Below are 24,940 nucleotides of genomic sequence, written 5' to 3' on the forward strand. Positions count from 1 at the left end.
AACCCGCTGCCCTCGAGCGACTACTGGTTCAGGGTCGAGTACACCGAGGACGAGGCAAGAAAGGAGTTCACTGGACACTTTACTCTTAAACGTTAAGAAAACGACTATGAATATTAGAAAAACCTACTTAAGCTTATTACTAATCTGCTCCACATTTATTGGATTTGCGCAGGATGGAATCCCTACGTATTCGGATTATTTTTCGGATAACATTTACCTATTGCACCCTGCCACTGCCGGAGCAGCGAACTATTACAAGCTTCGTTTAAGTGCAAGACAGCAATGGTTTGACCAAGACGAAGCGCCTAACCTCCAAACCTTGAGCTTTAATGCCAGATTAACAGATAGATCTGGTATTGGTGCAATCGTTTTCAACGACCAGAATGGATACCATTCGCAAGTGGGAGGGTACCTAACCTATGCACACCACATTCAGTTTGGAAGAAGCAATGCCGATCTTAACCAACTTTCATTTGGGTTAAGTGCGGGACTTATACAATCGAGATTGGATGAAACGCAATTCGATCCCAATGACTTCGATCCTATTGTGGCTGGAATTATTCAAAGTAGTTCTTATTTCAACGCAGATGTTGGAGTATCCTACTATTTCTTGAATTTCTCCGGACATGTAACGGCTAAGAATGTACTATTCCAAAATAGAAATCTATTTACGGATGAGATTGAATCCAATAATCAAAGAACCTACCTTATTTCTTCGGCGTACTTTATTCCTACCACCTATGGAAGATGGGCATTCGAGCCTTCTTTCTTATTTCAGTGGAAGGAAAGAACGGGAGAGCAGTCCATCGACGTAAACTTCAAGGCATTCCGTGAAGTAGAATTTGGACGTGTTTGGGGTGGAATTTCGTACAGAAGAAGTTTCGACGGTTCAGAGTTCTTGGATGGGACAGAAATTAAAGATCAGAAATTGCAGTTTATTACGCCTGTTATTGGGGTGAACTATAATAAGTTCGTTTTTGCTTATACGTATACCCATCAGTCTGGAAGTATTCGTTTCGATAATGGAGGATTCCACCAGATTACTTTGGGATATAATTTCCTGGAGGGTAAAATTACGCGCTGGTCTCAGGATATGAGATACAACGGTATGTTACGTCCAAGAGGCTATTAAATTCAAATAAAAGAGATATAAAAAAAGCCCCTCGAAAAGGGGCTTTTTTTAGTTTCAATATCTTTTAGTTCCAAGTGTAATTTTTCTTTTTTGCCTGTTTCTTCAGTGCATCGATCATAGCACTTTCCAATCCGTTGGATGATGCTTTTTTCTCCTCAGCGATATATTTTCTACGTTGTTCGTTCAGTTTCGAGATTTCACCTTTGATACGTTCGCGCTCTGCCCTTTGTTTCTTTACATAGGCTTTAATCTGAGCAGTGGACTTTCCTTTTAAATTATCAGGAAGTTCTTCTTCCTTCAATTCATCATAGCTGAAATCTTCCTCTTCCTCAGCATCTACCAAATCCCAAGAGCTGTTTTTGTAGAATGAAGAACTTTTGGAAACTGTTCTACTTACGGCATTCTCTTTACCGTAACCTCTTGCATTACCATCCTGTATGGATTGTTCTGCCACTTTAACCCTTCCTCTTTTTCCATAAGGCACATAGGTGCCATTTAACTGAATGTTGAGTTGTAGGATTACGTCATCGTAAGGTGAGGCAATATGAACTGTTTTCTGATCGTGATTAATGGCCATATAATCCCCATAGGTAATTTTGGCACCATCCTGCCATTTGGTAGCAATTCCATGATCGAAGTCCCCACAGAAAATGGTATTGACAACAACATCCTTTTCCTTGGCCTTACCTCCTGCATCCCTATAGTCTACATCACCTTGTGTAAAGGGTTCGTTTCCGGCAATAAAGATCATTTTAAGATCATCGGCATCGTTCCCCCAATCCAATTCCTCTAGGGAAGCTTGGATTACAGTTCCGCAGTATTCACTTCCACCATCGGTGGTAAGGGAAAACAATTCTTTGGACACATCATCCAAATCGTTCGTAAAAGGAAGGATTTTTCGTAAGTATCCATCTTTGGAATTCAATTTGTCATTTCCGTATTCGTACAGGGCGATTTCCAAATTGGGCTGTTTGCTACGGCACTTGGCATAGGAAAGTTCGTTTACGATTTCCCATAACTGAGCCTTGGCTTGATCTATAAGTCCATCCATACTGTTGGAGGTATCCAATAAAAGGGCTACTCGGATATAGTGTTCGGAAACGTTTTCAGATGGATTCGCGTTAGAATGAAGCGCCACACCTTTTTCATGATCGTTTTTGCATGCGTACATCGTCATGACGGAAAAAAGCAAAGCGATAGTCTGTAATGTCTTCATAATGTCTTTCGTTTAAATTTTGGGTAAACCTATGGCAGTCTTATTTCATAAAAAAAGGGTGTTTAGCGAAACGGCATTTTGGGTGAGGGAACGGGTCTTATGTTTTAGTCAAAAGGTGTTTTTAACGGTGTTTTTTCGCTTACATGAGCATAGCTCATTTTTTGAAACGCCTTAAAGTGTGTATGTTTACGTTTTAAATGAATCATGAAGAGAGTACTCCTATACATAATTTGCTTTTTTGTTCTGCTTCCGAAGTTGGGGTATACCCAAGAAAATCGAGGTGTATTGGACAGAAAAGACAATGTGTTTGAAAGTGATGATGCTGCCAGTTTTGATCTTGAAGGGCAAGTTCTGGAGTCGGAAACCTTCAAACCTATTGGTAAGGTAAATGTGGAAATTACCGGTAAAGGATATACAACTACCGATGGCGAAGGACAATTCAAGATAAAAGCACAGGTAGGAGATGAATTGGTGATACGAAGTGATGAGTTCGAAACGGTGCGATATCGAATAGCCGATGATCAAAAAATAACCCTTGAGGTAAAAAAAGTAATAGAAACGGAGCTTCCAACCTATAGGTTTAGCACAGGAACTAAAGGGAAAAAGGTAGACTTCTTTACCGTGTATATTGATTCGGCCAAAGCCACCTTAAAAACAGATGCGAAGCGAAGTATAGAATACGTAACCAAAGCATTACAGTCAGTCACGGGAAGAAAGGCTTCTTCTACCCAAAACGCCATTGCCTTTGAAACGCTAGGAGATATTAACCTCCATTGGCAATTACCCGACTTGGCCGTGGCGAATTATAAGGAGAGTATCCGTTCCCTTCCCAATCCCGATACACGCATTAAATTGGCTATTGCGTTCATGCAAAACGGCAACTATCAAGAAAGTATCGATGAATATAAAAGGCTACTCAACCTAAAACTTTCCAATTACCAAAGGGTTGAAGTATATGAAGGGTTAGGGGATAATTATAAAGCCACAAACGATGCGGTAAAGAGCGTTTTCAATTATCAGAAAGCTCTGGATATTGCCAATGAACATCAGATCATACCAAAGATTACGGACCTTAATTCCAGCATAGGAGAGGCCTATGCCTTGGGAGGAGCCATAGAAGAAGCAGAGGCTTATTTCGATAATTCGCTATTGCTTTCCCAGAATGAAAACAGAAAACGAGCCGTAGCCGAGAAGAACACGGTGGCCGATTTTTACAATCAGAAACAGGATTTTGATAAAGAGATCGAATTGCGCCAAGAGGCATTGAGTGAAATCAACACGCTTCAAAGGCTCGGGGATACCATAGACGACATAAGTAGTGCTTTGACGCCACAACGACAGAATTATAAGATTGCAAATGCATATGTAGCCCAAGATCGTTACGGCGAGGCCATTCCTTTTCTGGAGAAGAGTATTACCGAAGCCGATGCCAAGGAGGATTTGGTGGTGCAAAAGGATGCAACACGTAAGCTTTCAGAAATATACCGTGACATTGGGGAATTCGATAAGGCGGCAGAGAGTTACGAACGATATGTAGCAGTAGTAGACGAACTATATATACGAAAAGAACAGGAACTATCGCAAGCCACTCGTTTCAGTAAGGAGATTGCCTTAAAGCAGAATAGGATCAAAAGTCTTGAGAGCGAAAGAAAGCTGAATGAAAGCCGTTATCAGTTGGCTTTCGAAAATCAGGAACTCATTGAGAAAAACAACAGGGTGCAGCAATGGATCATAGGTTCCCTTATTGCCATTGCCGTATTGTTGATGTTTGCAGCCTATTATCAGCGGCGTAATGTGAATCAGCAGAAGTATGCCAATAATTTATTGGCCCTAAAATCCTTGCGTACGCAAATGAACCCTCATTTCATTTTTAATGCGCTCAATTCGGTAAACAGTTTTATTGCGAGCAATGATGAACGGGCGGCCAATCGCTATTTGAGCGAATTCTCCCAGCTCATGCGTTCGGTATTGGAAAATAGTGAAGAAGACTTCATTCCTTTGTCCAAAGAAATCGACCTATTGCGATTGTATGTAAAACTAGAGCACTTCCGATTCAAGGACAAATTCGAATATGAAGTGAATATAGATGAAGCTTTGGCTGTAGACGATTTTGTGATTCCTCCTATGTTATTACAGCCCTATGTGGAGAATGCGGTGTGGCATGGACTTCGCTATAAGGAAGAAAAGGGAAGTTTGGTGATCGATTTCAACCAAAAGGACCGGGATACAGTAATGATCACAATAACGGACGACGGTATTGGAAGAAGGCGTTCGAAGGAGCTGAAGACCGAAAATCAGAAGAAACAAAAATCGAAAGGGATGGGTAATATCAAAAAGCGAATTGCCATTCTCAACCAAATGTATCTGGACAAAGTCGATGTGTTGGTGGAAGATGCTTTTGAAGACGAAATAGGTACAAGGGTGCAACTAATTTTAAAGAAAGACTAAATGAATTTAAGGGCTATTATTGTTGAAGATGAACAAACCAGTAGGGATATACTGAAGAATTATTTGGCAAAGTATTGCCCTAAAATTGAATTGATGGGTGAGGCTGCCAATGTGGATGAGGCCCTAGTGCTTATTCGTAACCATGACCTGGACCTGGTTTTTTTGGATGTAGAAATGCCTTATGGCAATGCTTTCGATCTGTTAGACAAAGTGGGTGATCGTACATTCGAAACTGTGTTTGTGACTGCCTATGACCACTATGCCATAGATGCCTTGAATGCTCATGCCTCCTATTATTTGTTGAAGCCCATAAACATCGACAAGCTTATCGAGGCTGTGGATTATGTGATGGAAATAAAAGAGAAGGAAAATAACCTCCAAAATACGGTCCTTAAGCCAAAACAGGCCACCGTAAATGGAAAGATTACCATTCCACTGCAACATGGATTCGAAGTTCTCCAGATTGAAGATATACTCTATTGTCAAGCCGATGACAACTATACCTTGATCTACGTAGGAGAAAAGAAAAAGCTGGTGAGCAAGACCTTGAAATATTTTGAAGATACCTTATCCGACAATGGATTTGCCCGAGTCCATAAATCCTACTTGGTAAATGTGAATGCCATCAGAGAATACCGAAAGGGGAAAGGCGGCAGTGTGGTATTGAAAAATGGCAAGGAAATTATGGTGAGCCCTGCCAAGAAGAAAGATTTATTGAGTTATTTTGGATAGAGCATGATTATTAAACCCGTAAACGGTAAACACCCCGAAATTCCTGAAGATTGTTTTGTAGCCGACAATGCCACCATTGTGGGGGATGTGGTGATGGGGAACGAATGCAGCATTTGGTTCAACGCCGTGGTGCGAGGCGATGTGCACTATATAAAAATGGGGAATAGGGTGAATGTCCAAGATGGTGCAGTAATTCACGCTACATACCAAAAGTCGCCAACCAATATTGGTAACAATGTTTCCATAGGACATAATGCCATTGTACATGGATGTACAGTAAAAGATAATGTGCTGATTGGTATGGGAAGTATCGTGATGGACGACTGCGTAATTGAAAGCAATAGCATTATCGCCGCAGGAGCAGTGGTCACCAAAAACACCCATGTAGAAAGTGGAAGCATTTATGCCGGGGTCCCTGCCAAGAAGGTAAAAGATATTAGTGAAGAATTATTGACTGGCGAAATACACCGCATTGCCCAAAACTATGTGAAATATTCTGGGTGGTTCAAAGGGTGACAGCATTGAGAAAGCTTCTTTTACACGTCATACTTCCCCTAACCTTATTATCTTTTTGGACAATCACAAAATGGTGGTTTGGATTGGCTGTTGATGCTAAGCACGTCATTTTTTATGGATTTCCATTTATCTACAAATGCGAAGGATTCCATACCTCACTTTCCACACAGTATTTTATAGCTCCACTTTTGCTAAATATGGCTGTCTACTTCCTTTTTTGGGTAGTGATTGTGGGAATCATTAATAGATTTTACAAAGCCCGTATTCCATTATTACTCGTCCGAGGTTTTTGGATGCTCAGTATGGTTTATGTGAGCTTCTCTCTTGTTATTTCCATTCAGTTGTATGATGACTATAGATGGCAACGGGATTTCGATGTTCAAATTTATGAAACGGGAATCGACGTGCCTTTTATAGGGCCAAAGGATATGGCCTACTATATGGAGAAGTATACTTAGGCGAAGTTTCAGGGATCAGAATTTCTTCTTCTCAATCTGAACTTTTTCCGCATGGTCCTTCAACAACAAATGCAAGGTGTTTTCTTGGGCATTGGTGTAGAACTGAAGTTTAGGATCTTCCTTTTTCGGATTCAACAAATCATGTTGCCTCAACACAGCTTGGGTTTGTCGGGCAACAGCTTCCCCTGAATCGATGATTTTAACGTCCTCTGGGAGCATATCACGCAAGAGCGGTACTAAATAGGGATAATGACTGCACCCTAGCACCAAATGGTCTATACGGGCTTCGAGCATGGGTTTTAGGTATCGCTGTAGTAAAGCATGCAATTCTGGGGTATCCAGATTTCCCTTTTCAATTAATGGCACCAAACCTTCCCCTACAACTTCCGTCAATTTAATACCATAGGTGACCGATTCTGCGGTTTTATGAAAGAGTTCACTGCTTAGGGTTCCCTTAGTGGCTAAAATGCCGATGCTTTTTGTTTTCGTTTTTAGGGCGGCTGGTTTAATGGCGGGTTCAATACCGATGAAAGGAACTTCGTATTCGGAACGCAATTGTGAAATGGCATTTGTAGTAGCGGTATTACAAGCAACCACTATAATTTTAGAACCTTTTTCCAATAGGTATTCGGTGTTCTTTTTACTAAGGGAAATGATCTCCTCTTTGGGGCGATTTCCATAAGGGGCGTATTGGCTATCTGCCAAATAAAGGGTATGCTCATAGGGAAGCAATTGGTGGATCTCTTTCCAGATGGAAGTTCCCCCAACGCCTGAGTCGAAAATGCCTATAGGTGCTTCTGCTTTCACAATACCCTAAATATAAAAAGACCCTCTAGAATTTTCTACAGGGTCTTTGTTTTATTCCGAATGATTTCCAAATTAAATCTTCAGTTCTTGTTTTACAGAGCTTAGAAGATCGGTTCCGTCTGCCAAGATAACTCCGTTACCTTGCGCTGAATCCAATACGTATTGGAAACCTTGTGCTCTTGCTACTTTTTGAATGGCAGTACGCGCTTTTTCCAAAACAGGCTTCAATAGATCTACTTCTTTCTTCTGTAGGTCCTGTAGGGCCTGTTGTCTGTAGTCGTTAATGTTCTTCTGCATTCCCTGTACTTCGATGGCTCTTTTTTCGTTCTCTGCATCGGTCTTCGATTCAGCCTCGGCATTGTACTGGTCCATTTTCACCTGCAATTCCTTTAGCATAGACTTGATTTCCGTATCGTAGGTCTTCTGAAGTTTTTCTAACTGACTTTGCGCTGCTTTCATTTCTGGCATAGCCTCCACCAAAGCCTGGGTGTCAATATGGGCAACTTTCGATTGTGCATTTACAGAAGTTGTAAATCCTACAAAAAGTGCAGCAGCTACAAATAGTAATTTAAATTGTTTCATCGTTATTGTATTAAATTTAAGTGTAAATAGATTTAGATTATTTTAAACTTTGTTATCCGTTATCTCCTTCGCCTTCACCTTCACCTTCTGGAGTGTTGTTCTCGTTTTCAGTACGTTTTTTATCGCGAAGTTGCATGATAGAATCCCGTCTTCTTTGTCTTTCTTCAAGTAGACGTGCTCTTTTTGCATCGAATTCAGCTTTCTTGGCAGCGCGAACAGAATCTCTTTGTCTTTTTCTTTCTTCCAGCAAACGCGTTCTAGCATCTTTTCTTTCTTCAGCTTCTTGCTCTCTTTCGGTCACTTCACGATCTTGTTCGTCGCTTAGGCCGTCACGAGCTTCAATCTCTTTCTTTTCCTTACGGTTTTTGGCTTCTTCACGCTTATTGGCGCGGTTAATTCTTCGTAGTACCTGATCGCTGATGTCGTTTCTCTTCGAAGCAAACAACATTACGATATCGGCAGATTTATCGAAGATGAAATCGTATTTCTTAGCTTCCGCAATTTCTTGAACAATGTTGAATACCTGATCCTGAACGGGCTGTATTAACTGTCTTCTCTGAATATCCAGGTCTCCGTTGGGTCCGAAACGCGCCTGTTGGTAGGTAAGCATTTCCTCTTCAAGGATTTTTATCTCCTCTTCACGCTCTTCAATAAGCTCGGTCGTTAGCAGTACACGTTCGTTGCTGAGGTTCAGTTTCATTTGCTCAATCTCTGCATTGAGCTTTTCAATATCTTTTTTCCATCGCTGCACTTTTCCGTCAAGTTGCGTGGAAGCTTCCTGATACTCAGGTACGCTTTCCAAGATATATTCCATATCGATATATCCTATTCTCGCACCTCTTTGGGCCTGTGCAAAGGACACTGCCCCAATGAGTGCCAATGCGATTAAAAAATATTTTGTTGTTTTCATAATTGCTGGTTGTTACTTTGAAAATATCGTGCCAAAAATTAAAACTGTTGTCCAATAATGAAGTGGGTTTCCCATCCATTACGTTGTGTTCCTCCCAAAATAGGGTCGAAACCATATCCGAAATCGATACCCAATAAACCAAAGGCGGGCATAAATATACGAATTCCTGCTCCGGCTGACCTATTAAGATCGAATGGGTTATAATTCCTAAACCCGTCGTAGCCAGCACCACCTTCGGCAAAAGCTAGAACATATATCGATGCCAGTTGCTTTAATGTAACCGGGTATCTTAGTTCTAACGAAAATTTATTGTAAATGGTATTTCCATCGTTATTAGATAACGATTGGTTAGGATAACCACGTAACTGCACGACCTCTCTACCGTCCAAGCTAAAGGCTCCCAGTCCGTCACCTCCTATGAAGAAACGCTCAAATGGTGGGATTCCGCGATCGTTGTTGTAAGCTCCCAAGAACCCGAATTCTGCTTTAGGGCGTAATACCAAATCCCCAACAATGGTGGTGTACCATGTAGCATCGAATTTTACCTTGTAAAACTCCAACCATCTAAAACGTTCTTGATCGATTTCGGAAACACGCTCACGGGCATCTACCACAGATCCAGCATCACTGTTACTGTCGTTTATGATATCCTGATTGGCTTGTCTTTCATCTGCCAATGCAGAAAAATCGGTACTTCCGAATGCGGAATAGGGAAGGGTTAGCTTAGCGCTCACATTAAATTGAGAACCAAATCTAGGATAGATTGGGTTGGCCGAGGTACTGTTCCTGCTCAATCCAATAGTGTAAGCAAGGTTGTTGGAGAATCCATCTCCAAAGGTAAATAGTCCGGTATTATAATTTTTAAGGTTGTAGTGTTGGAAACTGATGGATTGCGATAGTTGGAAATAATCGTCTGGCCATTTCAGCCTCTTGGCCAATCCAACAGATCCACCCGTAATCAAAAATCTTCGATCTCTATCCCTTTCACGCGCTACAAAATCAAAAAGGTATTGGATGGTGTGCGAGAAAGAAGTGCTCAATTGTACTGGCTTTTTTCCTCCTAACCACGGTTCCGTTAAGGAAATACTATAGGTTTGGAAAAAACTACTCGCTTGCGCCCGTAGCGCTAGACGTTGCCCATCTCCCATAGGAACCGGTTGCCAAGCATCTTTGTTGAACATATTTCGCAGAGAGAAGTTGTTGAAGGAAAGCCCTAAGGTTCCTACAAAACCTCCACCACCATAACCTCCTTGAAGCTCGATCTGGCTCGATCCTTTTTCTACTACAGCGTATTCAAGATCTACCAAGCCATTGTTCTGGTCTACATCTTTAAAGTTAGGGGTAAGTTGCTCCGCATCGAAGAACCCTAACTGTCCCAATTCACGAATCGTTCTTACCACGTTTCGCTTGCTGTACTTCTGTCCCGGACGTGTGCGTAATTCACGATAAATTACGTGGTCGTTGGTCTTGTCATTTCCAACAACGGTAACGTGATTGAAGTAGAACTCTTTGTTTTCAAGAATTCGGATTTCGAAATCAATGGTGTCGTTTCGGACGGCTACCTCAACTGGGTTGATGTTTACTGCCAAATATCCATTGTTTTGGTATAGGTTGGTGAGGTCCGCTGCATCTGGATCGCTATTGTCTTGGATACGCTCCTTTAAAAGAGTACCATTGTATACTTCCCCTTTCTGAATTCCTAAATATAGCCTAAGGAAATTGTCCGTGTATTTGCTGTTTCCGATAAAACGGATATCACCGAAATAGTACTTTCTACCTTCTTCAAGATTGATTTTTAGCGCAACTGTCTTGTCGTCTTCAACGATAAGGGTGTCACTAATAACCCGGGCATCACGATAACCGATTTCGGCATATTTCTTCACAAGGTTTTCCTTGTCCTCTTGGAAACCTGCTTCGGTGTATTTCGATTTCTTATAGAATCGCAAGGGATTCTTTTTCTTGGTGTTTTTTAGGAATCGACGTAATTTCTTGTCTTTGATATCCTCATTACCCTCAAATTCTATCGACGATATTTTTACTCGACTTCCACGATCGATAAGAATTCTTACGTCCTTACCTACTTCGGTACCTGTAGAATCCAGGGCTGGTGTTTGTGCAAAAATAACATCGGTGTTCAAGAACCCTTGATCGCGATACTTATTCTTGATGTAGTTCTTGGTAGTAGTAATAAGGTTTTTAGTGATCTTGGTACCCTTGGTTAGGTCATTGTCTTCAATGATCTCCTTGGCCTTTCCTTTACGGACCCCTTCAATCTTTATCTCATTAAGCTTAGGAAGCTCAACGATGTACAATTCTAAGTCTACTTTATCGCCATCGATGATATTGGTTACATAGAATGCGATATCGCTAAATAAATTCTGCTCCCAAAGTTTTTTGGTGACGTTACTTAACTTCTCCCCTGGGATATAAATACGATCCCCAACCTTTAGTTTTGTGAAGGCGATCACCGTATTTTCGTTGAAGCTTTGAGCGCCAGTTACTTTAATGCTGTTTATGGTGTATTTTATCCCCGAATCGAGTTCCTTCTGCTGTGCGGTGAGACTCCACACCGAAAATATCGCAAAGATGAATGTGCAATAAAGGGTTCGGTAAAATATGGTGGAGGTGTTATGGGTAAAGTTGTTCACTCGTCTTTCCAAATCTTCTTTCTCTATTTTGATAATTTAAAATGGCCTCGAAAAGGTGCTCCTTTGTAAAATCGGGCCATAGTGTTTCTATAAAATACAACTCGGCATATGCAATTTGCCATAATAAAAAGTTGCTAATACGCTGTTCGCCACTTGTCCTTATTAATAAGTCAACATCTGGCAAATCATGCGTGTAAAGATGATTATTTATCATCTCTTCGTCAATATCCGACGGCGAAATTAGGTTATTTTTAACTTTAAGGCTAATCTCTTTAATAGTTTTTGTGATTTCCTCTCGGGAACCGTAGCTAAGGGCCAGTGTAAGGGTCATGCGACTGTTGGACTTAGTGCGGTCCATCACGTCGAACAATTCGTTGTAGACCTTTTTGGGAAGGGACTGTAAACTGCCTATGGCATTGAGTTTAATGTCGTTGTCTATAAGGGTGTCGATTTCCTTTTTTAAGGAAGAAACCAATAGCCTCATTAAGGTGTCTACTTCTAATTTCGGTCGGTTCCAGTTTTCTGTGGAGAAGGCGTATAAAGTGAGATTGGGTATAGGTAATTTCGCACAGGCCTCCACAACTTCCCGTACTGCTTTGGTTCCATTCTCATGTCCCTTAGACCGAAACAGACCTTTCTTTTTAGCCCACCTACCGTTACCGTCCATGATCACGGCCAAGTGTTGGGGAAGTCTGTTCTTGTCTATTTTATCTTCAAGCGTCATCTTTAAAAATTGCAGTAGCAGGGGCGCCTACCAAATGTATAGGTAAGGGTAACTCCTGTAAAAACATACCAATCGTCACTGTTGATATTCCCAAATCTTAGCGTCTCGCCTCCTTCTAAATCTGGGTTGTTACCATCCAGGTTATCAGTAAACGTATATCTAGCCCCAATTTCCATGCCTAAAATGAACTTTCCGAACACAGAAGTTTTAAATCCTACTACCATAGGAATGGCGGGGGCTCCCGCACCTTCATATTTTACGATTTGGTCACTTCCTCTTCTTTTATACAAGTCATCATAAAAGAAATACGTTAAACCTGTATATAGGTAGGGCGTAGATTGTGGTCGGCCACTATAAAGGTTGTATTCCCAAAACGTATATTCTATCCCAACCGAAATTTCGGTCACCGTATTCTGGAACTCGTAACCACGCTGTTGCCTTCTGCTTTCTCCAGAATCTAGATCGTTTCCTTGAATCCCAGCAACGATAAGAGATCCTCGGAAGGCGTGCCTTGCACTTCGATTCCATTTAAAGATGCCGCCAAAGGCTACATCGTTAGGTGCTATATAACTCGTTTTTCCAACATCTCCTATATAATTGGATCCGCCAATAAATCCACCTACCTCGTAAGTCTGCGAAGACCCTTCGAAAACCAGAGAAATTAATAAAACGACAGTCGCGAAATACTTCATATTCCTTAAAAGTTTGCAAATATACTAATTAACTTTGCTTATACGCCTTTTGAGCAAATTTGTCTCAGTTGATTAACAAGTTTTAAGGTGTTTTATTGTTTAATTTCGTTTGTCTTCTCCCCATAGCAACTTTTTCCTTAGTGTTTTTACAAAGCTCTCGTCCGGCAGCTGTACTAGCTTGATAGAAAATGGGGATTTGCGTATGGTGATGACCGTTTCATTGTCGAGGGTCGCAATTCTCGAATCCAATGACATCAGGTAGTTTTCTTCCCTACCGGAGACCTTCAAGGTTACGGTGCAATCGTCAGGGATTACGAAAGGACGTGCATTTAGATTGTGTGGGGCAATAGGCGTTAGTACAATACTATTGGTGCTTGGATCGATCACGGGGCCTCCACAACTAAGCGAATATCCCGTAGAGCCTGTCGGGGTGGCGACAATAAGTCCATCACTCCAATAGGTCGTTAAGTACTCACCATTAAGATGCGTCTCTACCCTTATCATAGAGGTCGTGTTCTTTCGGTTTACGGCAATTTCGTTTAAAGCGAAATTCAAAGGCTCTAATTCTGGGTGGGCCGGCTCTGTACTCACCGACAACAGTGCGCGCTCCGAAATGATATAGTCGCCTTTTAAAATACGTTGAATGCTTTCAGTAACATTCTCCTTCTGAATGGTTGCCAAAAAACCAAGCCTTCCACTATTAATCCCTACTATAGGAATGCCCAAGTCCCTAACATAGGTAACCGAGCGCAAAATGGTGCCATCGCCTCCAATACTGAAAAACAGATCATAGGAGCTGTCGAGTTCTTCGAAAGTTCCCATAGAAAGTACATGATCGGAAATTCCCTTATTGGCTTTCAGGATTTTCAGAAAATTGGCTTTGATAAGAACCTCGGCATCGTAATGCTGAAGCGCATCCAGAATTAATTGGATGTAGGCTTCGGAATGCTCGTGGTAAAACTGTCCGTAAATGCCAATCTTCATGACTACATATTAAGGTATTTGTTGAGATAGTTGGATCGCTCTTGGAGATCTTTCAACATCTTATCCTCTTCATGTTCGGAGACCACATTATATCCGTAGCGGCGAAAGGTCTGTACAATAGCATTCATTCCAGAATGCCCAATTTTTATGGTGGCCTGTATCACGTCGTTGGCCAATTTGGAAACAAAAACACCCAATAACCTACCATCGTTGCTTTCTACAATCTGGCAAATTTCACTGAAGGAATAATCCTGAATTCCCTTTTCAACCACAATAATGCCTCCTGTTTCACTTAGGAAAGGGGTGTCGTTGAACAACGCCATGATGTCGCTTAGTTCGTAGTATCCCAAATATTGGGAATCCTCATTAAGAACAGGCATGATGTTGCTGCCATGCAAAGCGAAAGCTTCCAAGATGTCCAGAAAATGTGTTTTCTTCTGAACGTGGAAGGGTTCCAGTGCATATTGATATTCGGCCAGACTTTTAGAACCTTCAAAGCAATGGGCATCCGTTTCGCTAAGGCAGCCAGAAAAAACGCCATCTTTGGCCACCGGTACATGCGAATAGGTCAATTGGTTGAACGCCGTTTGCACTTCCGATATGGGGGTGGCGATGTCGAAAGCCTTGATATCGTTTATGATATAGTCCTGAGTGTGCACGATCGTAATTTTTGTGCAAATTACTCAAAATAAAGATGCAAAACGGTAGCGCATCTTCGTATTTTTGTGTTTTTCCAGAAGACCATGACAAAACTTAGCGTAAACATTAATAAAATGGCCACCTTGCGCAATGCTAGGGGTGGCAATATGCCTAATATTATTAAGGCGGCTCGAGATATTGAAGGATTTGGAGCCCAAGGAATCACTGTGCATCCGCGACCGGACGAGCGCCATATTCTATATCAGGACGCCTATGATCTTAAAGAGGTGGTGACCACCGAATATAATATCGAAGGGAATCCCATAGAGAAGTTCACGAAAATGGTATTGGAAATCAAACCTACCCAAGTCACCTTGGTGCCCGACGCAGTCGATGCCATTACCTCCAATGCGGGATGGGATACCGTAACGCACAAAGATTACCTTTCGGAAATCATTACAGAGTTTAAACGAAATGGCATCCGCACTTCTATTTTTGTAGATCCAGAAATCGCCATGATCGAAGGTGCCGTAGCTACAGGGACCGATCGGATTGAGTTATATACAGAGGCCTTTGCTGAGGAGTATGCCAAGGGCAATGAAGCGGCCGTACAACCGTATGCAGCATGTGCACAACGCGCCCATGAATTAGGATTGGGGGTAAATGCAGGTCACGATTTATCCTTGGATAATATTCGATTCTTCAAAGAAAATGTTCCGCATTTGCTGGAAGTTTCCATTGGCCACGCCCTTATTTGCGAGGCTATTTACCAAGGTTTGGATAACGTAGTAAAACAGTACCTTCAAAAATTGGCGTAATTATGATTTTACATTCGCAAATCATAGGAGAAGGAATTCCTTTTGTCATATTACATGGTTTTTTAGGCATGAGTGATAACTGGAAGACCCTAGGGCGCAAATTTGCCGAAATGGGCTATCAAGTGCATTTGGTAGATCAGAGAAACCATGGGCGTAGCTTTCATGCAGATGAGTTTTCCTATGCATTGATGTCGGAGGACCTTTCCCAGTATTGTCAGCACCATGGTTTAACCGAAATCGCCCTCTTGGGGCATTCCATGGGAGGAAAAACGGCTATGGAATTTGCTACGACCCATGAGGAGCAGGTTTCTCAACTTATGGTAGCCGATATTGCACCTAAAAGCTATCCGCAGCATCATCATGAGATACTGAAGGCCTTGGCAATGCTGGATTTTAATGAAATTAAAAGTCGTGGGAAAGCCGATGAGAAATTGGCTGAATACATTCCCGAATTGGGCACACGACAGTTCCTGTTGAAGAATTTGTATTGGAAGGAAAAGGGACAATTGGGCTTGCGAATAAACCTTGAAGTCCTTACCGAAAAAAATACTGAAATTGGAAAGGCGCTTCCCGAAAATGCCACCTTTTCCAAGGATACGCTTTTTGTAAGAGGGGAACAATCCGGGTATATAGAAACCTACGATGAGATACTCATCAAGAAACATTTTCCACAAGCAAAATCGGCTACAGTGCCGCAAGCGGGTCATTGGCTACATGCCGATAATCCTAAGGATTTTCTAGAAATTATTGCGAATTTCTTACAAAAAGAGATATAATTTTTTTAAAATTGCAAAACAAGAGTATTATGTATGCATAATAAATTTCTGTTTATGTGCACATCATACCGTCAAACACTTTACAAAAAATAAAACTTAACTGAACTATTATGAAGAAATTAGTCTTTCTTGCTGTATGTATGCTTGCCTCTGCTATGGTGTATGCAGGTGGATACCGCGTGAGCCTTCAGGGTAATAAATCCTTGGCCATGGGGCATACAGGTGTAGCATTAATTGACAGTAGCGAATTGGTATTCTTTAACCCTGCTGGATTGGTGTATTTGGAGAACAAATTGAATGTATCTGCCGGTGGATTCGGAGTATTCTCCAATGTAGTGTACCAAAATGAAACTACAGGGGCCTTTGCCGAAACCGATAGCCCTGTTGGAACCCCTTTCTATTTTTATGCGTCCTATCAAGCCACCGATTGGTTGGCCTTTGGTCTTGGGGTGTACACACCTTATGGAAGTAGGGTAGAATATGAAGACGATTGGGCCGGTTCCCACTTGGTGAACAATATTGAACTGGCTGCTATTTTCGTACAGCCTACTGTATCTTTTAAGATCGATGATGTATTGAGTGTGGGGGGTGGACCTATCTATGTAACCGGTTCGGTGAACTTTAATAGAAACCTTTCTAGAACCCTTACCGACCTTGATGGAAACCGAAGTGAAGTGACCATCGACGCTTCTGGTGTAAATGGTTGGGGATGGAACGCCGGAATAATGGTTCGACCTACCGAAGACCTTACTATCGGAGCCAATTACCGTTCTGAAATCATCTTAGAAGCAGATGATGCCGATGCCGATTTCGAGAACATCCCGAATTCCCCGTTAACTCCTTTTGCTGATACTGCGGCCAAGGCTAGCTTACCGCTACCCGCCGAGATGACTGTTGGAATTTCCTATAAGTTCTGTGAGAAGTGGACAGCTGCATTCGACTATAACCGTGCGTTTTGGGATGTGTACGAATCTTTGGATATCGACTTTGCCGATCCAAACATTCCAGATTCCTTCAACCAAAGAAATTATAAAAATGCTTCTACCGTTCGTTTCGGTTTGCAATACGATGCCACCAAGATGTTCACGCTTAGAGCAGGATGGTACTTCGATGAGTCTCCTGTACAAGATGGATTCTTCGCGCCAGAAACCCCACGTAACGATAGTAACGGATATACTGCTGGGCTTACCGTAAACCTGAGCGACCGTTTTCAGCTAGATGCTTCTTTCCTTTACCTGCACTTTAAGGAAGTGGAAGCTTCCTACGATCCGTACTTCGAAAATGGAGTGGCTGCTCCGTTTTCAGGAAAATATAAGAGTAATGCCTTTATTCCAGGTTTTGGGCTAACCTATAAAATGTAACTAATTACCGAGATGATGAAAAACACATTTAAATATATAGCATTGGCAGCAGTAGTTGCATTGGCAAGCTGTGAGCCCGAATTTGAAAATACTGTAACCGACGAAGGTTTCTACGATACTGGAAGCGCTAACCTTTCCAACTATGTAGCGGTAGGGAATTCCCTAACGGCTGGATTTGCAGACGGAGCCCTTTACATTTCGGGTCAGAACAATTCTTACCCAAATATCATGGCGGGGCAGTTTGCCCTTGCAGGTGGAGGAGCTTTTACGCAACCCCTTATGGACGATGATTTAGGAGGTTTACTATTAGGGGGAACCCCAGTAGCGGCTAACCGTTTTGTATTGTCTACCGATGCCAACGGAAATCCTTTTCCAGCGGTATTGGAAGGAAACCCAACCACAGATGTAACCACAAGTGCTGCGGGACCCTACAACAACATGGGAGTTCCTGGAGCGAAGAGTTATCATTTGGTTGCTCCTGGTTATGGAGATGCTTCTGGAATTTTGGCGGGAACTGCCAATCCTTACTTCGCACGTATGGCAACAAGCGCAGGTACGACCGTAGCAGGAGATGCTGCAGCATTGAGTCCCTCCTTCTTTAGCCTTTGGATTGGTAACAACGATATTTTGGGATATGCTACATCCGGTGGTTCTGGAGTAGACCAAACAGGAAATTTAGATCCAACGACCTATGGCGGAAATGATATTACGGACCCTAACGTATTTGGAGCTTCCTATACGGCTGTATTGGATGCATTGATGGTTGGAGGAGCCGAAGGAATCGTTATTAACCTTCCAGACGTAACTTCCATCCCGTTCTTTACAACCGTACCGGCTGCGGCCTTGGATCCGACAAATCCAGATTTCGGACCTCAGATCCCAACCTTGAATGCCACATATGGTTTATTGAACCAAGCATTTGCTTTCTTAGGGGTGCCAGAGCGTTCTATTCAGTTCTCTACAAACGCTGCTAGTACAGTGGTGATTAATGATGATTCTTTAACGAATATCAGTGCTGAGTTAACCCAAACATTAGCCGCTGGTGGATTGGACTTGCCTACGGCAACCATTTTCGGATTGCAGTACGGACAGGCCCGTCAAGCTACCGAAAACGACCTTATGGTATTGACCAGTGCTTCTGTGATCGGACAGTTGAATGCCGATCGTATGGCCGAGCTAATGGCTTTAGGATTGCCTCAGGCAGACGCTGCCCAGCTTTCAGTTAACGGAATTACATATCCAATGGAAGACCAGTGGGTGTTGAGTACGAGCGAGCAAGCAAGTGTAGCAACTGCTGCAGCTGCTTACAATGCCACCATCGAAGCATTAGCAGCCGCTAGAAACCTTATTCTTATCGATGCTAAAGGAGAATTGGCTCAGGTAGCCAGTACTGGGATTCCTTACAACGGAGGATTACTTACCGATACTTTTGTAACCGGTGGCGCCTTCTCATTGGATGGAGTTCACCCAACAGGACGCGGATATGCCTATGTTGCCAACCTTGCCATAGAAGCAATCAATAGAAAATACAGTGCTAATATTCCAACAGTAGATATAGGAAACTATCCTACGGTTCAGGTACACAATAACGGAGGTAACTAAGTTACTTTCATTCAACAAGAGATAAAAAGCGCTTTCCGTAGGAAGGCGCTTTTTTATTGGAATGGCTTCTTTTCGCTATATTTATACAAACCGATTCTAATGAAAACCCTTCTTAAAATCCTTCTCACCGCCGTAGCGGTAATGATCCTAGCCTATGTACTTCCGGGAGTGGGAGTGGCCAGTTATGTATCTGCTTTAATTGTAGCCGTGGTCTTAGGATTACTGCGCGCCATTGTGAAACCCATTTTGGTAGTACTTACCCTTCCCATTACCATTATTACTTTGGGATTGTTCCTGTTGGTCATCAATGCGGTGGTGGTACTTATTGCCGACTATTTTATTTCTGGCTTCACCGTAGATGGCATCCTTTGGGCACTGATCTTTAGTTTGTTGCTTTCCTTTCTGCAATCCATACTATATTCCATGTTGGAAAAGGAAAAATAAACCCTTGAATTTCAGTTTTTAAAAGCTTGTTGACTTCTTGGAAAAGTTGTACTTTTGCACCCTCTAAAAGAAGAGGTCAAATTTTTTTCAAGACGTATGAATATTACAAAAACAGACATCGATAGCTTAAATGCGGTGATTACCGTAGAAATTTCGAAGGAGGACTATTCCAAAAAGGTGGATGATGTTCTTAATAACTACCGAAAAAATGCCAACATTCCCGGTTTCAGAAAAGGACATGTTCCTATGGGGATGGTGCGTAAGCAGTATGGACAAGCTGTGTTGGTGGAAGAGGTGAATAAATTGCTTCAAGAGAACCTTCACAAGTTTTTGACCGAAGAAAAATTGGATGTACTTGGAAACCCACTTCCAAAGAATGAAGCCGATATCGATTGGGATGCTGGCGACTTCGCTTTCGAATTCGAATTGGGACTTGCCCCAGAATTCGACGTAGATGTGAAGAAAAAGGCTGTTACCCAATACAAAGTGGTGGCCGATGACGAGATGATCAACAATCAGGTGAAAACCATCCAAAAACAATACGGAAAGTTGATCTCCAAGGATGAAGTAGCGGCAGATGATGAGATTACCGGAACCTTTACTTCCACCGAAAAGGAGATGGAAAACAAAACGACTTTTGGTACCGATGTAATCAAAGGAAAGCGTCAATTGAACGCCTTGATTGGTTCTAAAGTAGGAGATGAAGTTAAATTGAAAACCAAAGGGTTGTTCAAGGAAGAACATGATAACCAGAGATTCCTAGGAGTTTCTCATGAGGAAGCACATGGTTTGGAAATTGAAGTAACCTTGAAAATTGAAGAGGTGAACAGCCGTGAGTTGGCCGAGTTGAACCAGGAATTGTTTGATAAGTTGTTCGGGGAAGGGATTGTTACTTCCGAAGATCAACTAAAAGAAAAGATCAAAGAAGATGCAGAGCGTCAATTCGAGCAGCAGAGCGATCAGAAACTACTGAACGATGTTGTAGATTCTTTGATTGAGAATACCAAGTTCGATCTTCCATCTGAATTCTTGACCCGTTGGATCAAAGTTTCAGGAGAAAAGGTATTGAGTGAGGATGAAGCGAAGGAAGAGTTCGAAAGAAGTGAAAAAGGACTGCGTTACCAATTGATCGAAGGCAAACTGCGTACCGAGAACAATCTACAGGTTACTTTCGAAGAGTTGAAGGAGTACGCCTCTAATATGATTAAAGCGCAAATGGCTCAGTTTGGCCAAATGAACCCCACCGAAGAAGAAGTGGAAGGTATTGTAGCTCGTATCATGGGCAATCAGGATGAGGTAAAACGTATTTCCGAGCAGTTAGGGACCAACAAAATGCTTCAGTTTTTTAAGGAAAACGCAAAATTGAAGACTAAGGAAGTCACCTATGACAAATTCATTAAAGAAGCCTACGCTTAAATGAGCGATAAAATAGTTATCTTTAGGGCGTTGAATGGGTGCATTCAACGCTTTTTGTTTTAGAAAAATAGATATAAAAAACTATATGAACTACGAAAAAGAGTTTAAAGACTTTGCAATTAAGGATCAAGGCATTAGTAGCACGTACTATGATCAGATCGTGAGTAGCATGTATCCTGTGGGCTTAACCCCAAATATTATTGAAGAACGCCAGATGAATATCGCCATCTTTGATGTATTCTCAAGGCTAATGATGGACAGAATTATCTTTTTGGGTACCGGAATAAACGATCAGGTGGCCAATATTGTACAAGCACAATTGTTGTTTTTGGAAAGCGTAGATGCTTCCAAGGACATTCAGATATATATCAATTCCCCCGGAGGTAGTGTGTATGCCGGACTAGGTATTTACGACACCATGCAGTTCATTAAACCCGATGTAGCAACCATTTGTACTGGAATGGCAGCTTCTATGGGAGCAGTGCTTTTATGTGCTGGAGAAAAAGGCAAGCGAAGCGGACTACCGCATTCCCGCGTTATGATTCACCAACCCCTAGGAGGAGCTCAGGGACAAGCGAGCGATATAGAAATTACAGCACGCGAAATCCTCACCCTGAAAGACGAATTATATCAAATTATTGCAAAACACAGTGGACAAACCTTCGAGAAAGTCTATGAAGACAGTGATCGTGATTACTGGATGAAGGCAGACAAAGCCCTTGAATACGGAATGATTGACGAAATATTGTCACGAGGATAACACCCCCTAAAAGTGTAAGGTTATGGCAAAAGAAGATTTAGAATGTTCGTTTTGTGGTCGTAAAAAAGCCGAAACCAACCTATTGATCGCTGGGCTCGATGCCCATATCTGTGATCGTTGTATAGAACAAGCCCATGGTATTGTGGTAGAAGAAGCATTGCACTCTACCAATACCGAGCTTACAAAAGAAATGATGCTGAAGAAGCCAAAAGCCATCAAGGAGTTTTTGGACGATTACATCATTGGGCAAGAATATACCAAAAAAGTGATGTCGGTAGCGGTCTATAACCACTACAAGCGTTTGCTTCAACCCAAAACCGACGACGACATTGAAATCCAAAAAAGTAATATTGTAATTGTTGGGCAAACTGGAACCGGGAAGACCCTTATGGCGAAGACTGTAGCCCGTATGCTCAATGTTCCGTTGGCCATTGTAGATGCGACGGTACTTACCGAAGCAGGATATGTGGGAGAAGATGTAGAGAGCATCTTGACCCGATTATTGCAAGCGGCCGATTACAATGTGGAGAAGGCGCAAAACGGGATTGTTTTTATTGATGAAATCGATAAGATTGCCCGTAAGAGCGACAACCCTTCCATTACCCGTGATGTAAGTGGTGAAGGGGTACAGCAAGCCTTACTGAAGCTATTGGAAGGAACCGTGGTAAATGTGCCGCCTAAAGGGGGAAGAAAACACCCAGATCAGAAATTTATCGAGGTAAATACCGAAAACATCCTTTTCATTGCTGGAGGAGCATTCGATGGAATTGAACGCCATATCTCCAAACGATTGAATATGCAAGCGGTTGGTTTCAGCGCTTCCAAAAGTGATGATACAAGAGAGCGCGATAATCTTTTGAAATACATCATCCCGAAGGATTTGAAGGATTACGGTCTTATTCCCGAAATCATCGGAAGGCTACCCGTACTTACGTATATGAATCCTTTGGACAAAGGTACCTTGCGAGCCATTCTTACAGAGCCAAAGAACGCCATCATCAAACAGTACAAGAAACTGTTCGAAATGGATGAGATTGACTTTGTAATTACGGAAGAAGCATTGGATTTCATCGTTTCCCAGGCCATAGTATACAAACTTGGGGCACGAGGGCTCCGTTCACTTTGTGAAGCCGTTCTTACCGACGCCATGTATGAACTGCCGAGTACCAACGACAAGAAGTTGCACGTTACGATGGAATACGCTCAGGAGAAACTGAATAAGTCTACGATTAAAAAGTTGAAGGCCGTTTCCTAAACCGCTTTCAAAGATATACGCATAAAAAAAAGCCTCTTCGATCCTAAGATCTAGAGGCTTTTTTCACTTAAACTTAACCTAAATAATAATCTTTAAGGAGTGGCCAAAACTGTCTTTGGCTTTTTGTTTGCAATCTTTTGTTGCATTAACTCCTTTTTGTTCTTTAATGTGTAACCTGACACTGATTCATCGTTGTTTACTTTCATTGTAGTAGCACAAGAGGTTAAAGAACCAGATACGAATGCTATCAGTAAGAAGGTTACTAGTATGTTTTTTGCTCTTTTCATTACAGCCCCAATTGTAATTTGATAGTTCAAACGTATTGAGTAAGAAAAATACTACCAAAACTTTTAGGTGAAGTCGTAGGAAAATTCGTTAAAATGCACAAAAAAATGGGATGCTCGATAAAGTGTTTATTATCATCGACTTATGACGCTTTCTTAATCGAATTTATATGCTTTTAATCGATGTTTGCAGAATACCCTTCTACTTATTTAGGTTGAGAAGTTCTTCCAAATAGTCACGTGTATTGGAAAGTCGAGGCACTTTATGCTGTCCCCCCAACTTATCTTTCTCCTTCAACCAATCGTAGAAGAGTCGTTCGCGACCACAATGGATGGTAGGTGCATTTAGGGTAGTGTTATTGTAGCGCTTGGCTTCGTAATCGCTATTTACTTCCTGCAAGGAACGATCGAGCAGTTGTGTGAATTTGGAGAAGTCTTTAGGAGGGGTCTTAAACTCGATAATCCATTCATGTGCCCCCTTCTCCCTTCCGTTCATATATATAGGAGCCGCCGTGTAGTCCACAATTTCAGATTGGGTGAGTTGGGTGGTTTTCTTCAAGGCGGCTTCGGCGTTTTCAATAATGAGCTCTTCACCGAAGGCATTGATATGGTGTTTGGTCCTTCCGGTTACCTTAATACGATAGGGGTTGGTAGAAGTAAAGCGAACCGTATCTCCAATCTTATAGCGCCACAGTCCCGCATTGGTAGTGATGACAATGGCATAATTTTTTCCAACTTCAACCTCAGACAGCGGAATGATCTTCTCGCTAGGGGTTCCATAGGAGTCCATAGGGATGAATTCGTAAAAGATTCCATAGTCGAGCATCAGGAGAAGTTCTTTATTGGCATTTCTATCCTGTATGGCGAAGAAACCTTCGGAAGCATTATAGATTTCATAATAGCGGAAATTCTCCTTCGGAAATAACTTATTGTATTGATCGATATAGGGGTCGAAGCTTACACCCCCATGGAAATACACCTCCAAGTTGGGCCAAATTTCGAAGATATGCTCCTTTCCGGTCGTTTCCAGTACATTGTTCAGTAGCACCAACATCCAAGAGGGTACACCTGCCAAACTCGTCACATTCTCGTTAATAGTTTCGTCTACAATGGCCTGCATTTTGGTTTCCCAGTCGGCCATGAGGGATATTTCATTGCTAGGTGTGCTGCTGAATTCTGCCCAGAAAGGCATATTGTCGATAAGAATGGCAGAAAGATCCCCAAAGGCTGTTCCGTTTTCTTTGTACAACTCCTTACTTCCTCCCAAACGCAAACCTTTACCCACAAACAATTGGGCATCGGGATTATTATTAAGGTACATGCATAAGAGATCCTTACTAGCTGCATAATGGCAATCTTCTAAGGATTCCTCGCTCACTGGAATAAACTTGCTCTTCGCATTGGTAGTTCCACTGGATTTGGCAAACCATTTAATAGGCTTGTGCCAAAAAATATTGGCCTCACCACATCGGGAACGTTCGATATCCGGTTCAATATCCTCGTATTGACTAATGGGAATACGATCTGCAAACTCCCTATAAGAGCGTATGGAAGAAAAGTCATACCTCTTCCCATACTCGGTACCCTTCGCCTGTTGAAGCAAATATTGCAACAGTTCCTCCTGCACTTCTATAGGATACTTTAAGAAAAGCTCAATTTGGTGGAAGCGCTTCTTAAGGAACCAAGAGGCAATGGAATTAACGAGTGGAATTGGCATGATTTTGACCTATCTTTAC

General features: G+C 42.0%; 24 protein-coding genes. 14 read left to right on the forward strand and 10 right to left on the reverse strand.

Features of this window, described 5'->3' with window-relative positions; all coding sequences use genetic code 11:
• Window positions 1-6: 6 nt before the first annotated feature.
• Both POV27_RS20360 and POV27_RS16860 read left to right on the forward strand, forming a co-directional pair.
• Entirely contained in the window at window positions 7-96 is a 90-nt protein-coding gene (locus POV27_RS20360) for a T9SS type B sorting domain-containing protein (protein WP_419179952.1), read from the forward strand.
• 10 nt (window positions 97-106) lie between these two features.
• Complete coding sequence (locus POV27_RS16860) at window positions 107-1,132, forward strand: PorP/SprF family type IX secretion system membrane protein (protein WP_272863963.1); 1,026 nt, start codon at window positions 107-109, stop codon at window positions 1,130-1,132.
• Window positions 1,133-1,196: 64 nt separating this feature from the next.
• Here POV27_RS16860 and POV27_RS16865 read toward each other — a convergent pair whose 3' ends face one another.
• Window positions 1,197-2,348, reverse strand: a complete 1,152-nt coding sequence (locus POV27_RS16865; RefSeq protein WP_272863964.1) for a vWA domain-containing protein — start codon at window positions 2,346-2,348, stop codon at window positions 1,197-1,199.
• Window positions 2,349-2,552: 204 nt separating this feature from the next.
• On the opposite strand from POV27_RS16865, the gene POV27_RS16870 reads away from it, so the two are divergent.
• Genes POV27_RS16870 through POV27_RS16885 form a run of 4 tightly spaced genes read left to right on the forward strand, consistent with a single transcriptional unit; the run spans window position 2,553 to window position 6,502 of the window.
• Window positions 2,553-4,796: a histidine kinase gene (locus tag POV27_RS16870; RefSeq protein WP_272863965.1), complete on the forward strand. Its 2,244-nt coding sequence runs from the start codon at window positions 2,553-2,555 to the stop codon at window positions 4,794-4,796.
• Window positions 4,797-5,528, forward strand: coding sequence for a LytR/AlgR family response regulator transcription factor (locus POV27_RS16875; protein WP_272863966.1), 732 nt, complete (start codon window positions 4,797-4,799; stop codon window positions 5,526-5,528).
• A gap of 3 nt (window positions 5,529-5,531) precedes the next feature.
• Window positions 5,532-6,044: a gamma carbonic anhydrase family protein gene (locus POV27_RS16880; RefSeq protein WP_272863967.1), complete on the forward strand. Its 513-nt coding sequence runs from the start codon at window positions 5,532-5,534 to the stop codon at window positions 6,042-6,044.
• A 5-nt stretch (window positions 6,045-6,049) separates the two neighbouring features.
• The gene (locus POV27_RS16885) at window positions 6,050-6,502 is read left to right on the forward strand and encodes a hypothetical protein (protein WP_272863968.1); all 453 of its coding nucleotides are present in this window, start codon (window positions 6,050-6,052) and stop codon (window positions 6,500-6,502) included.
• Between the two features lie 15 nt (window positions 6,503-6,517).
• On the opposite strand, the gene murI is transcribed toward POV27_RS16885, so the two are convergent.
• The 8 genes from murI to POV27_RS16925 form a co-directional block, all read right to left on the reverse strand.
• On the reverse strand, window positions 6,518-7,309 hold the full coding sequence (gene murI, locus POV27_RS16890; RefSeq protein WP_419179955.1) for a glutamate racemase: 792 nt from the start codon (window positions 7,307-7,309) through the stop codon (window positions 6,518-6,520).
• A gap of 72 nt (window positions 7,310-7,381) precedes the next feature.
• Window positions 7,382-7,891, reverse strand: coding sequence for an OmpH/Skp family outer membrane protein (locus tag POV27_RS16895; RefSeq protein WP_272863969.1), 510 nt, complete (start codon window positions 7,889-7,891; stop codon window positions 7,382-7,384).
• A gap of 52 nt (window positions 7,892-7,943) precedes the next feature.
• Entirely contained in the window at window positions 7,944-8,801 is an 858-nt protein-coding gene (locus POV27_RS16900; protein ID WP_272863970.1) for an OmpH/Skp family outer membrane protein, read from the reverse strand.
• A gap of 38 nt (window positions 8,802-8,839) precedes the next feature.
• On the reverse strand, window positions 8,840-11,461 hold the full coding sequence (bamA, locus tag POV27_RS16905; RefSeq protein WP_272863971.1) for an outer membrane protein assembly factor BamA: 2,622 nt from the start codon (window positions 11,459-11,461) through the stop codon (window positions 8,840-8,842).
• Window positions 11,430-12,173 (reverse strand): isoprenyl transferase, encoded by a 744-nt coding sequence (locus tag POV27_RS16910; RefSeq protein ID WP_272863972.1) that lies wholly within the window; start codon window positions 12,171-12,173, stop codon window positions 11,430-11,432. Before POV27_RS16910 ends, bamA begins: the two co-directional genes overlap by 32 nt.
• A 2-nt stretch (window positions 12,174-12,175) precedes the next feature.
• Window positions 12,176-12,865: a type IX secretion system protein PorG gene (gene porG, locus POV27_RS16915; RefSeq protein ID WP_272863973.1), complete on the reverse strand. Its 690-nt coding sequence runs from the start codon at window positions 12,863-12,865 to the stop codon at window positions 12,176-12,178.
• Window positions 12,866-12,964: 99 nt separating this feature from the next.
• Window positions 12,965-13,849 carry an NAD kinase gene (locus POV27_RS16920; RefSeq protein ID WP_272863974.1) on the reverse strand — a complete coding sequence of 295 codons (885 nt, stop codon included), beginning with the start codon at window positions 13,847-13,849 and terminating at the stop codon, window positions 12,965-12,967.
• Between the two features lie 2 nt (window positions 13,850-13,851).
• Entirely contained in the window at window positions 13,852-14,508 is a 657-nt protein-coding gene (locus tag POV27_RS16925; RefSeq protein WP_272863975.1) for a CBS domain-containing protein, read from the reverse strand.
• Between the two features lie 84 nt (window positions 14,509-14,592).
• Between POV27_RS16925 and POV27_RS16930 the strand changes: the two genes are divergently transcribed.
• The 8 genes from POV27_RS16930 to clpX all read left to right on the forward strand — a co-directional run bounded on the left by POV27_RS16930 (window position 14,593) and on the right by clpX (window position 22,920).
• Window positions 14,593-15,306, forward strand: coding sequence for a pyridoxine 5'-phosphate synthase (locus POV27_RS16930; RefSeq protein WP_272863976.1), 714 nt, complete (start codon window positions 14,593-14,595; stop codon window positions 15,304-15,306).
• A 2-nt stretch (window positions 15,307-15,308) separates the two neighbouring features.
• Window positions 15,309-16,082, forward strand: coding sequence for an alpha/beta fold hydrolase (locus tag POV27_RS16935; RefSeq protein ID WP_272863977.1), 774 nt, complete (start codon window positions 15,309-15,311; stop codon window positions 16,080-16,082).
• Window positions 16,083-16,192: 110 nt separating this feature from the next.
• Complete coding sequence (locus POV27_RS16940; protein WP_272863978.1) at window positions 16,193-17,443, forward strand: OmpP1/FadL family transporter; 1,251 nt, start codon at window positions 16,193-16,195, stop codon at window positions 17,441-17,443.
• Window positions 17,444-17,455: 12 nt separating this feature from the next.
• Complete coding sequence (locus POV27_RS16945) at window positions 17,456-19,045, forward strand: G-D-S-L family lipolytic protein (protein ID WP_336375842.1); 1,590 nt, start codon at window positions 17,456-17,458, stop codon at window positions 19,043-19,045.
• 99 nt (window positions 19,046-19,144) lie between these two features.
• Window positions 19,145-19,489: a phage holin family protein gene (locus POV27_RS16950; RefSeq protein ID WP_272863979.1), complete on the forward strand. Its 345-nt coding sequence runs from the start codon at window positions 19,145-19,147 to the stop codon at window positions 19,487-19,489.
• A 96-nt stretch (window positions 19,490-19,585) separates the two neighbouring features.
• Window positions 19,586-20,905 (forward strand): trigger factor, encoded by a 1,320-nt coding sequence (tig, locus tag POV27_RS16955; protein ID WP_272863980.1) that lies wholly within the window; start codon window positions 19,586-19,588, stop codon window positions 20,903-20,905.
• 85 nt (window positions 20,906-20,990) lie between these two features.
• Complete coding sequence (clpP, locus tag POV27_RS16960) at window positions 20,991-21,665, forward strand: ATP-dependent Clp endopeptidase proteolytic subunit ClpP (protein WP_272863981.1); 675 nt, start codon at window positions 20,991-20,993, stop codon at window positions 21,663-21,665.
• A gap of 22 nt (window positions 21,666-21,687) precedes the next feature.
• Window positions 21,688-22,920 (forward strand): ATP-dependent Clp protease ATP-binding subunit ClpX, encoded by a 1,233-nt coding sequence (gene clpX, locus POV27_RS16965; protein WP_272863982.1) that lies wholly within the window; start codon window positions 21,688-21,690, stop codon window positions 22,918-22,920.
• Window positions 22,921-23,406: 486 nt separating this feature from the next.
• Here clpX and POV27_RS16970 read toward each other — a convergent pair whose 3' ends face one another.
• Complete coding sequence (locus POV27_RS16970; protein ID WP_272863983.1) at window positions 23,407-24,921, reverse strand: GH3 auxin-responsive promoter family protein; 1,515 nt, start codon at window positions 24,919-24,921, stop codon at window positions 23,407-23,409.
• Window positions 24,922-24,940: the final 19 nt, after the last annotated feature.

The sequence above is a fragment of the Aureisphaera galaxeae genome (assembly GCF_028561275.1).
Taxonomy (GTDB): Bacteria; Bacteroidota; Bacteroidia; order Flavobacteriales; family Flavobacteriaceae; genus Aureisphaera; species Aureisphaera galaxeae.

Coding starts and splice junctions, on each gene's coding strand:
- POV27_RS16860 (WP_272863963.1), top strand. CDS start 107: ATGAATATTAGAAAAACCTACTTAAGCTTATTACTAATCTGCTCCACA.
- POV27_RS16865 (WP_272863964.1), bottom strand. CDS start 2,348: ATGAAGACATTACAGACTATCGCTTTGCTTTTTTCCGTCATGACGATG.
- POV27_RS16870 (WP_272863965.1), top strand. CDS start 2,553: ATGAAGAGAGTACTCCTATACATAATTTGCTTTTTTGTTCTGCTTCCG.
- POV27_RS16875 (WP_272863966.1), top strand. CDS start 4,797: ATGAATTTAAGGGCTATTATTGTTGAAGATGAACAAACCAGTAGGGAT.
- POV27_RS16880 (WP_272863967.1), top strand. CDS start 5,532: ATGATTATTAAACCCGTAAACGGTAAACACCCCGAAATTCCTGAAGAT.
- POV27_RS16895 (WP_272863969.1), bottom strand. CDS start 7,891: ATGAAACAATTTAAATTACTATTTGTAGCTGCTGCACTTTTTGTAGGA.
- POV27_RS16900 (WP_272863970.1), bottom strand. CDS start 8,801: ATGAAAACAACAAAATATTTTTTAATCGCATTGGCACTCATTGGGGCA.
- POV27_RS16910 (WP_272863972.1), bottom strand. CDS start 12,173: ATGACGCTTGAAGATAAAATAGACAAGAACAGACTTCCCCAACACTTG.
- porG (WP_272863973.1), bottom strand. CDS start 12,865: ATGAAGTATTTCGCGACTGTCGTTTTATTAATTTCTCTGGTTTTCGAA.
- POV27_RS16920 (WP_272863974.1), bottom strand. CDS start 13,849: ATGAAGATTGGCATTTACGGACAGTTTTACCACGAGCATTCCGAAGCC.
- POV27_RS16930 (WP_272863976.1), top strand. CDS start 14,593: ATGACAAAACTTAGCGTAAACATTAATAAAATGGCCACCTTGCGCAAT.
- POV27_RS16935 (WP_272863977.1), top strand. CDS start 15,309: ATGATTTTACATTCGCAAATCATAGGAGAAGGAATTCCTTTTGTCATA.
- POV27_RS16940 (WP_272863978.1), top strand. CDS start 16,193: ATGAAGAAATTAGTCTTTCTTGCTGTATGTATGCTTGCCTCTGCTATG.
- POV27_RS16945 (WP_336375842.1), top strand. CDS start 17,456: ATGATGAAAAACACATTTAAATATATAGCATTGGCAGCAGTAGTTGCA.
- POV27_RS16950 (WP_272863979.1), top strand. CDS start 19,145: ATGAAAACCCTTCTTAAAATCCTTCTCACCGCCGTAGCGGTAATGATC.
- tig (WP_272863980.1), top strand. CDS start 19,586: ATGAATATTACAAAAACAGACATCGATAGCTTAAATGCGGTGATTACC.
- clpP (WP_272863981.1), top strand. CDS start 20,991: ATGAACTACGAAAAAGAGTTTAAAGACTTTGCAATTAAGGATCAAGGC.
- clpX (WP_272863982.1), top strand. CDS start 21,688: ATGGCAAAAGAAGATTTAGAATGTTCGTTTTGTGGTCGTAAAAAAGCC.
- POV27_RS16970 (WP_272863983.1), bottom strand. CDS start 24,921: ATGCCAATTCCACTCGTTAATTCCATTGCCTCTTGGTTCCTTAAGAAG.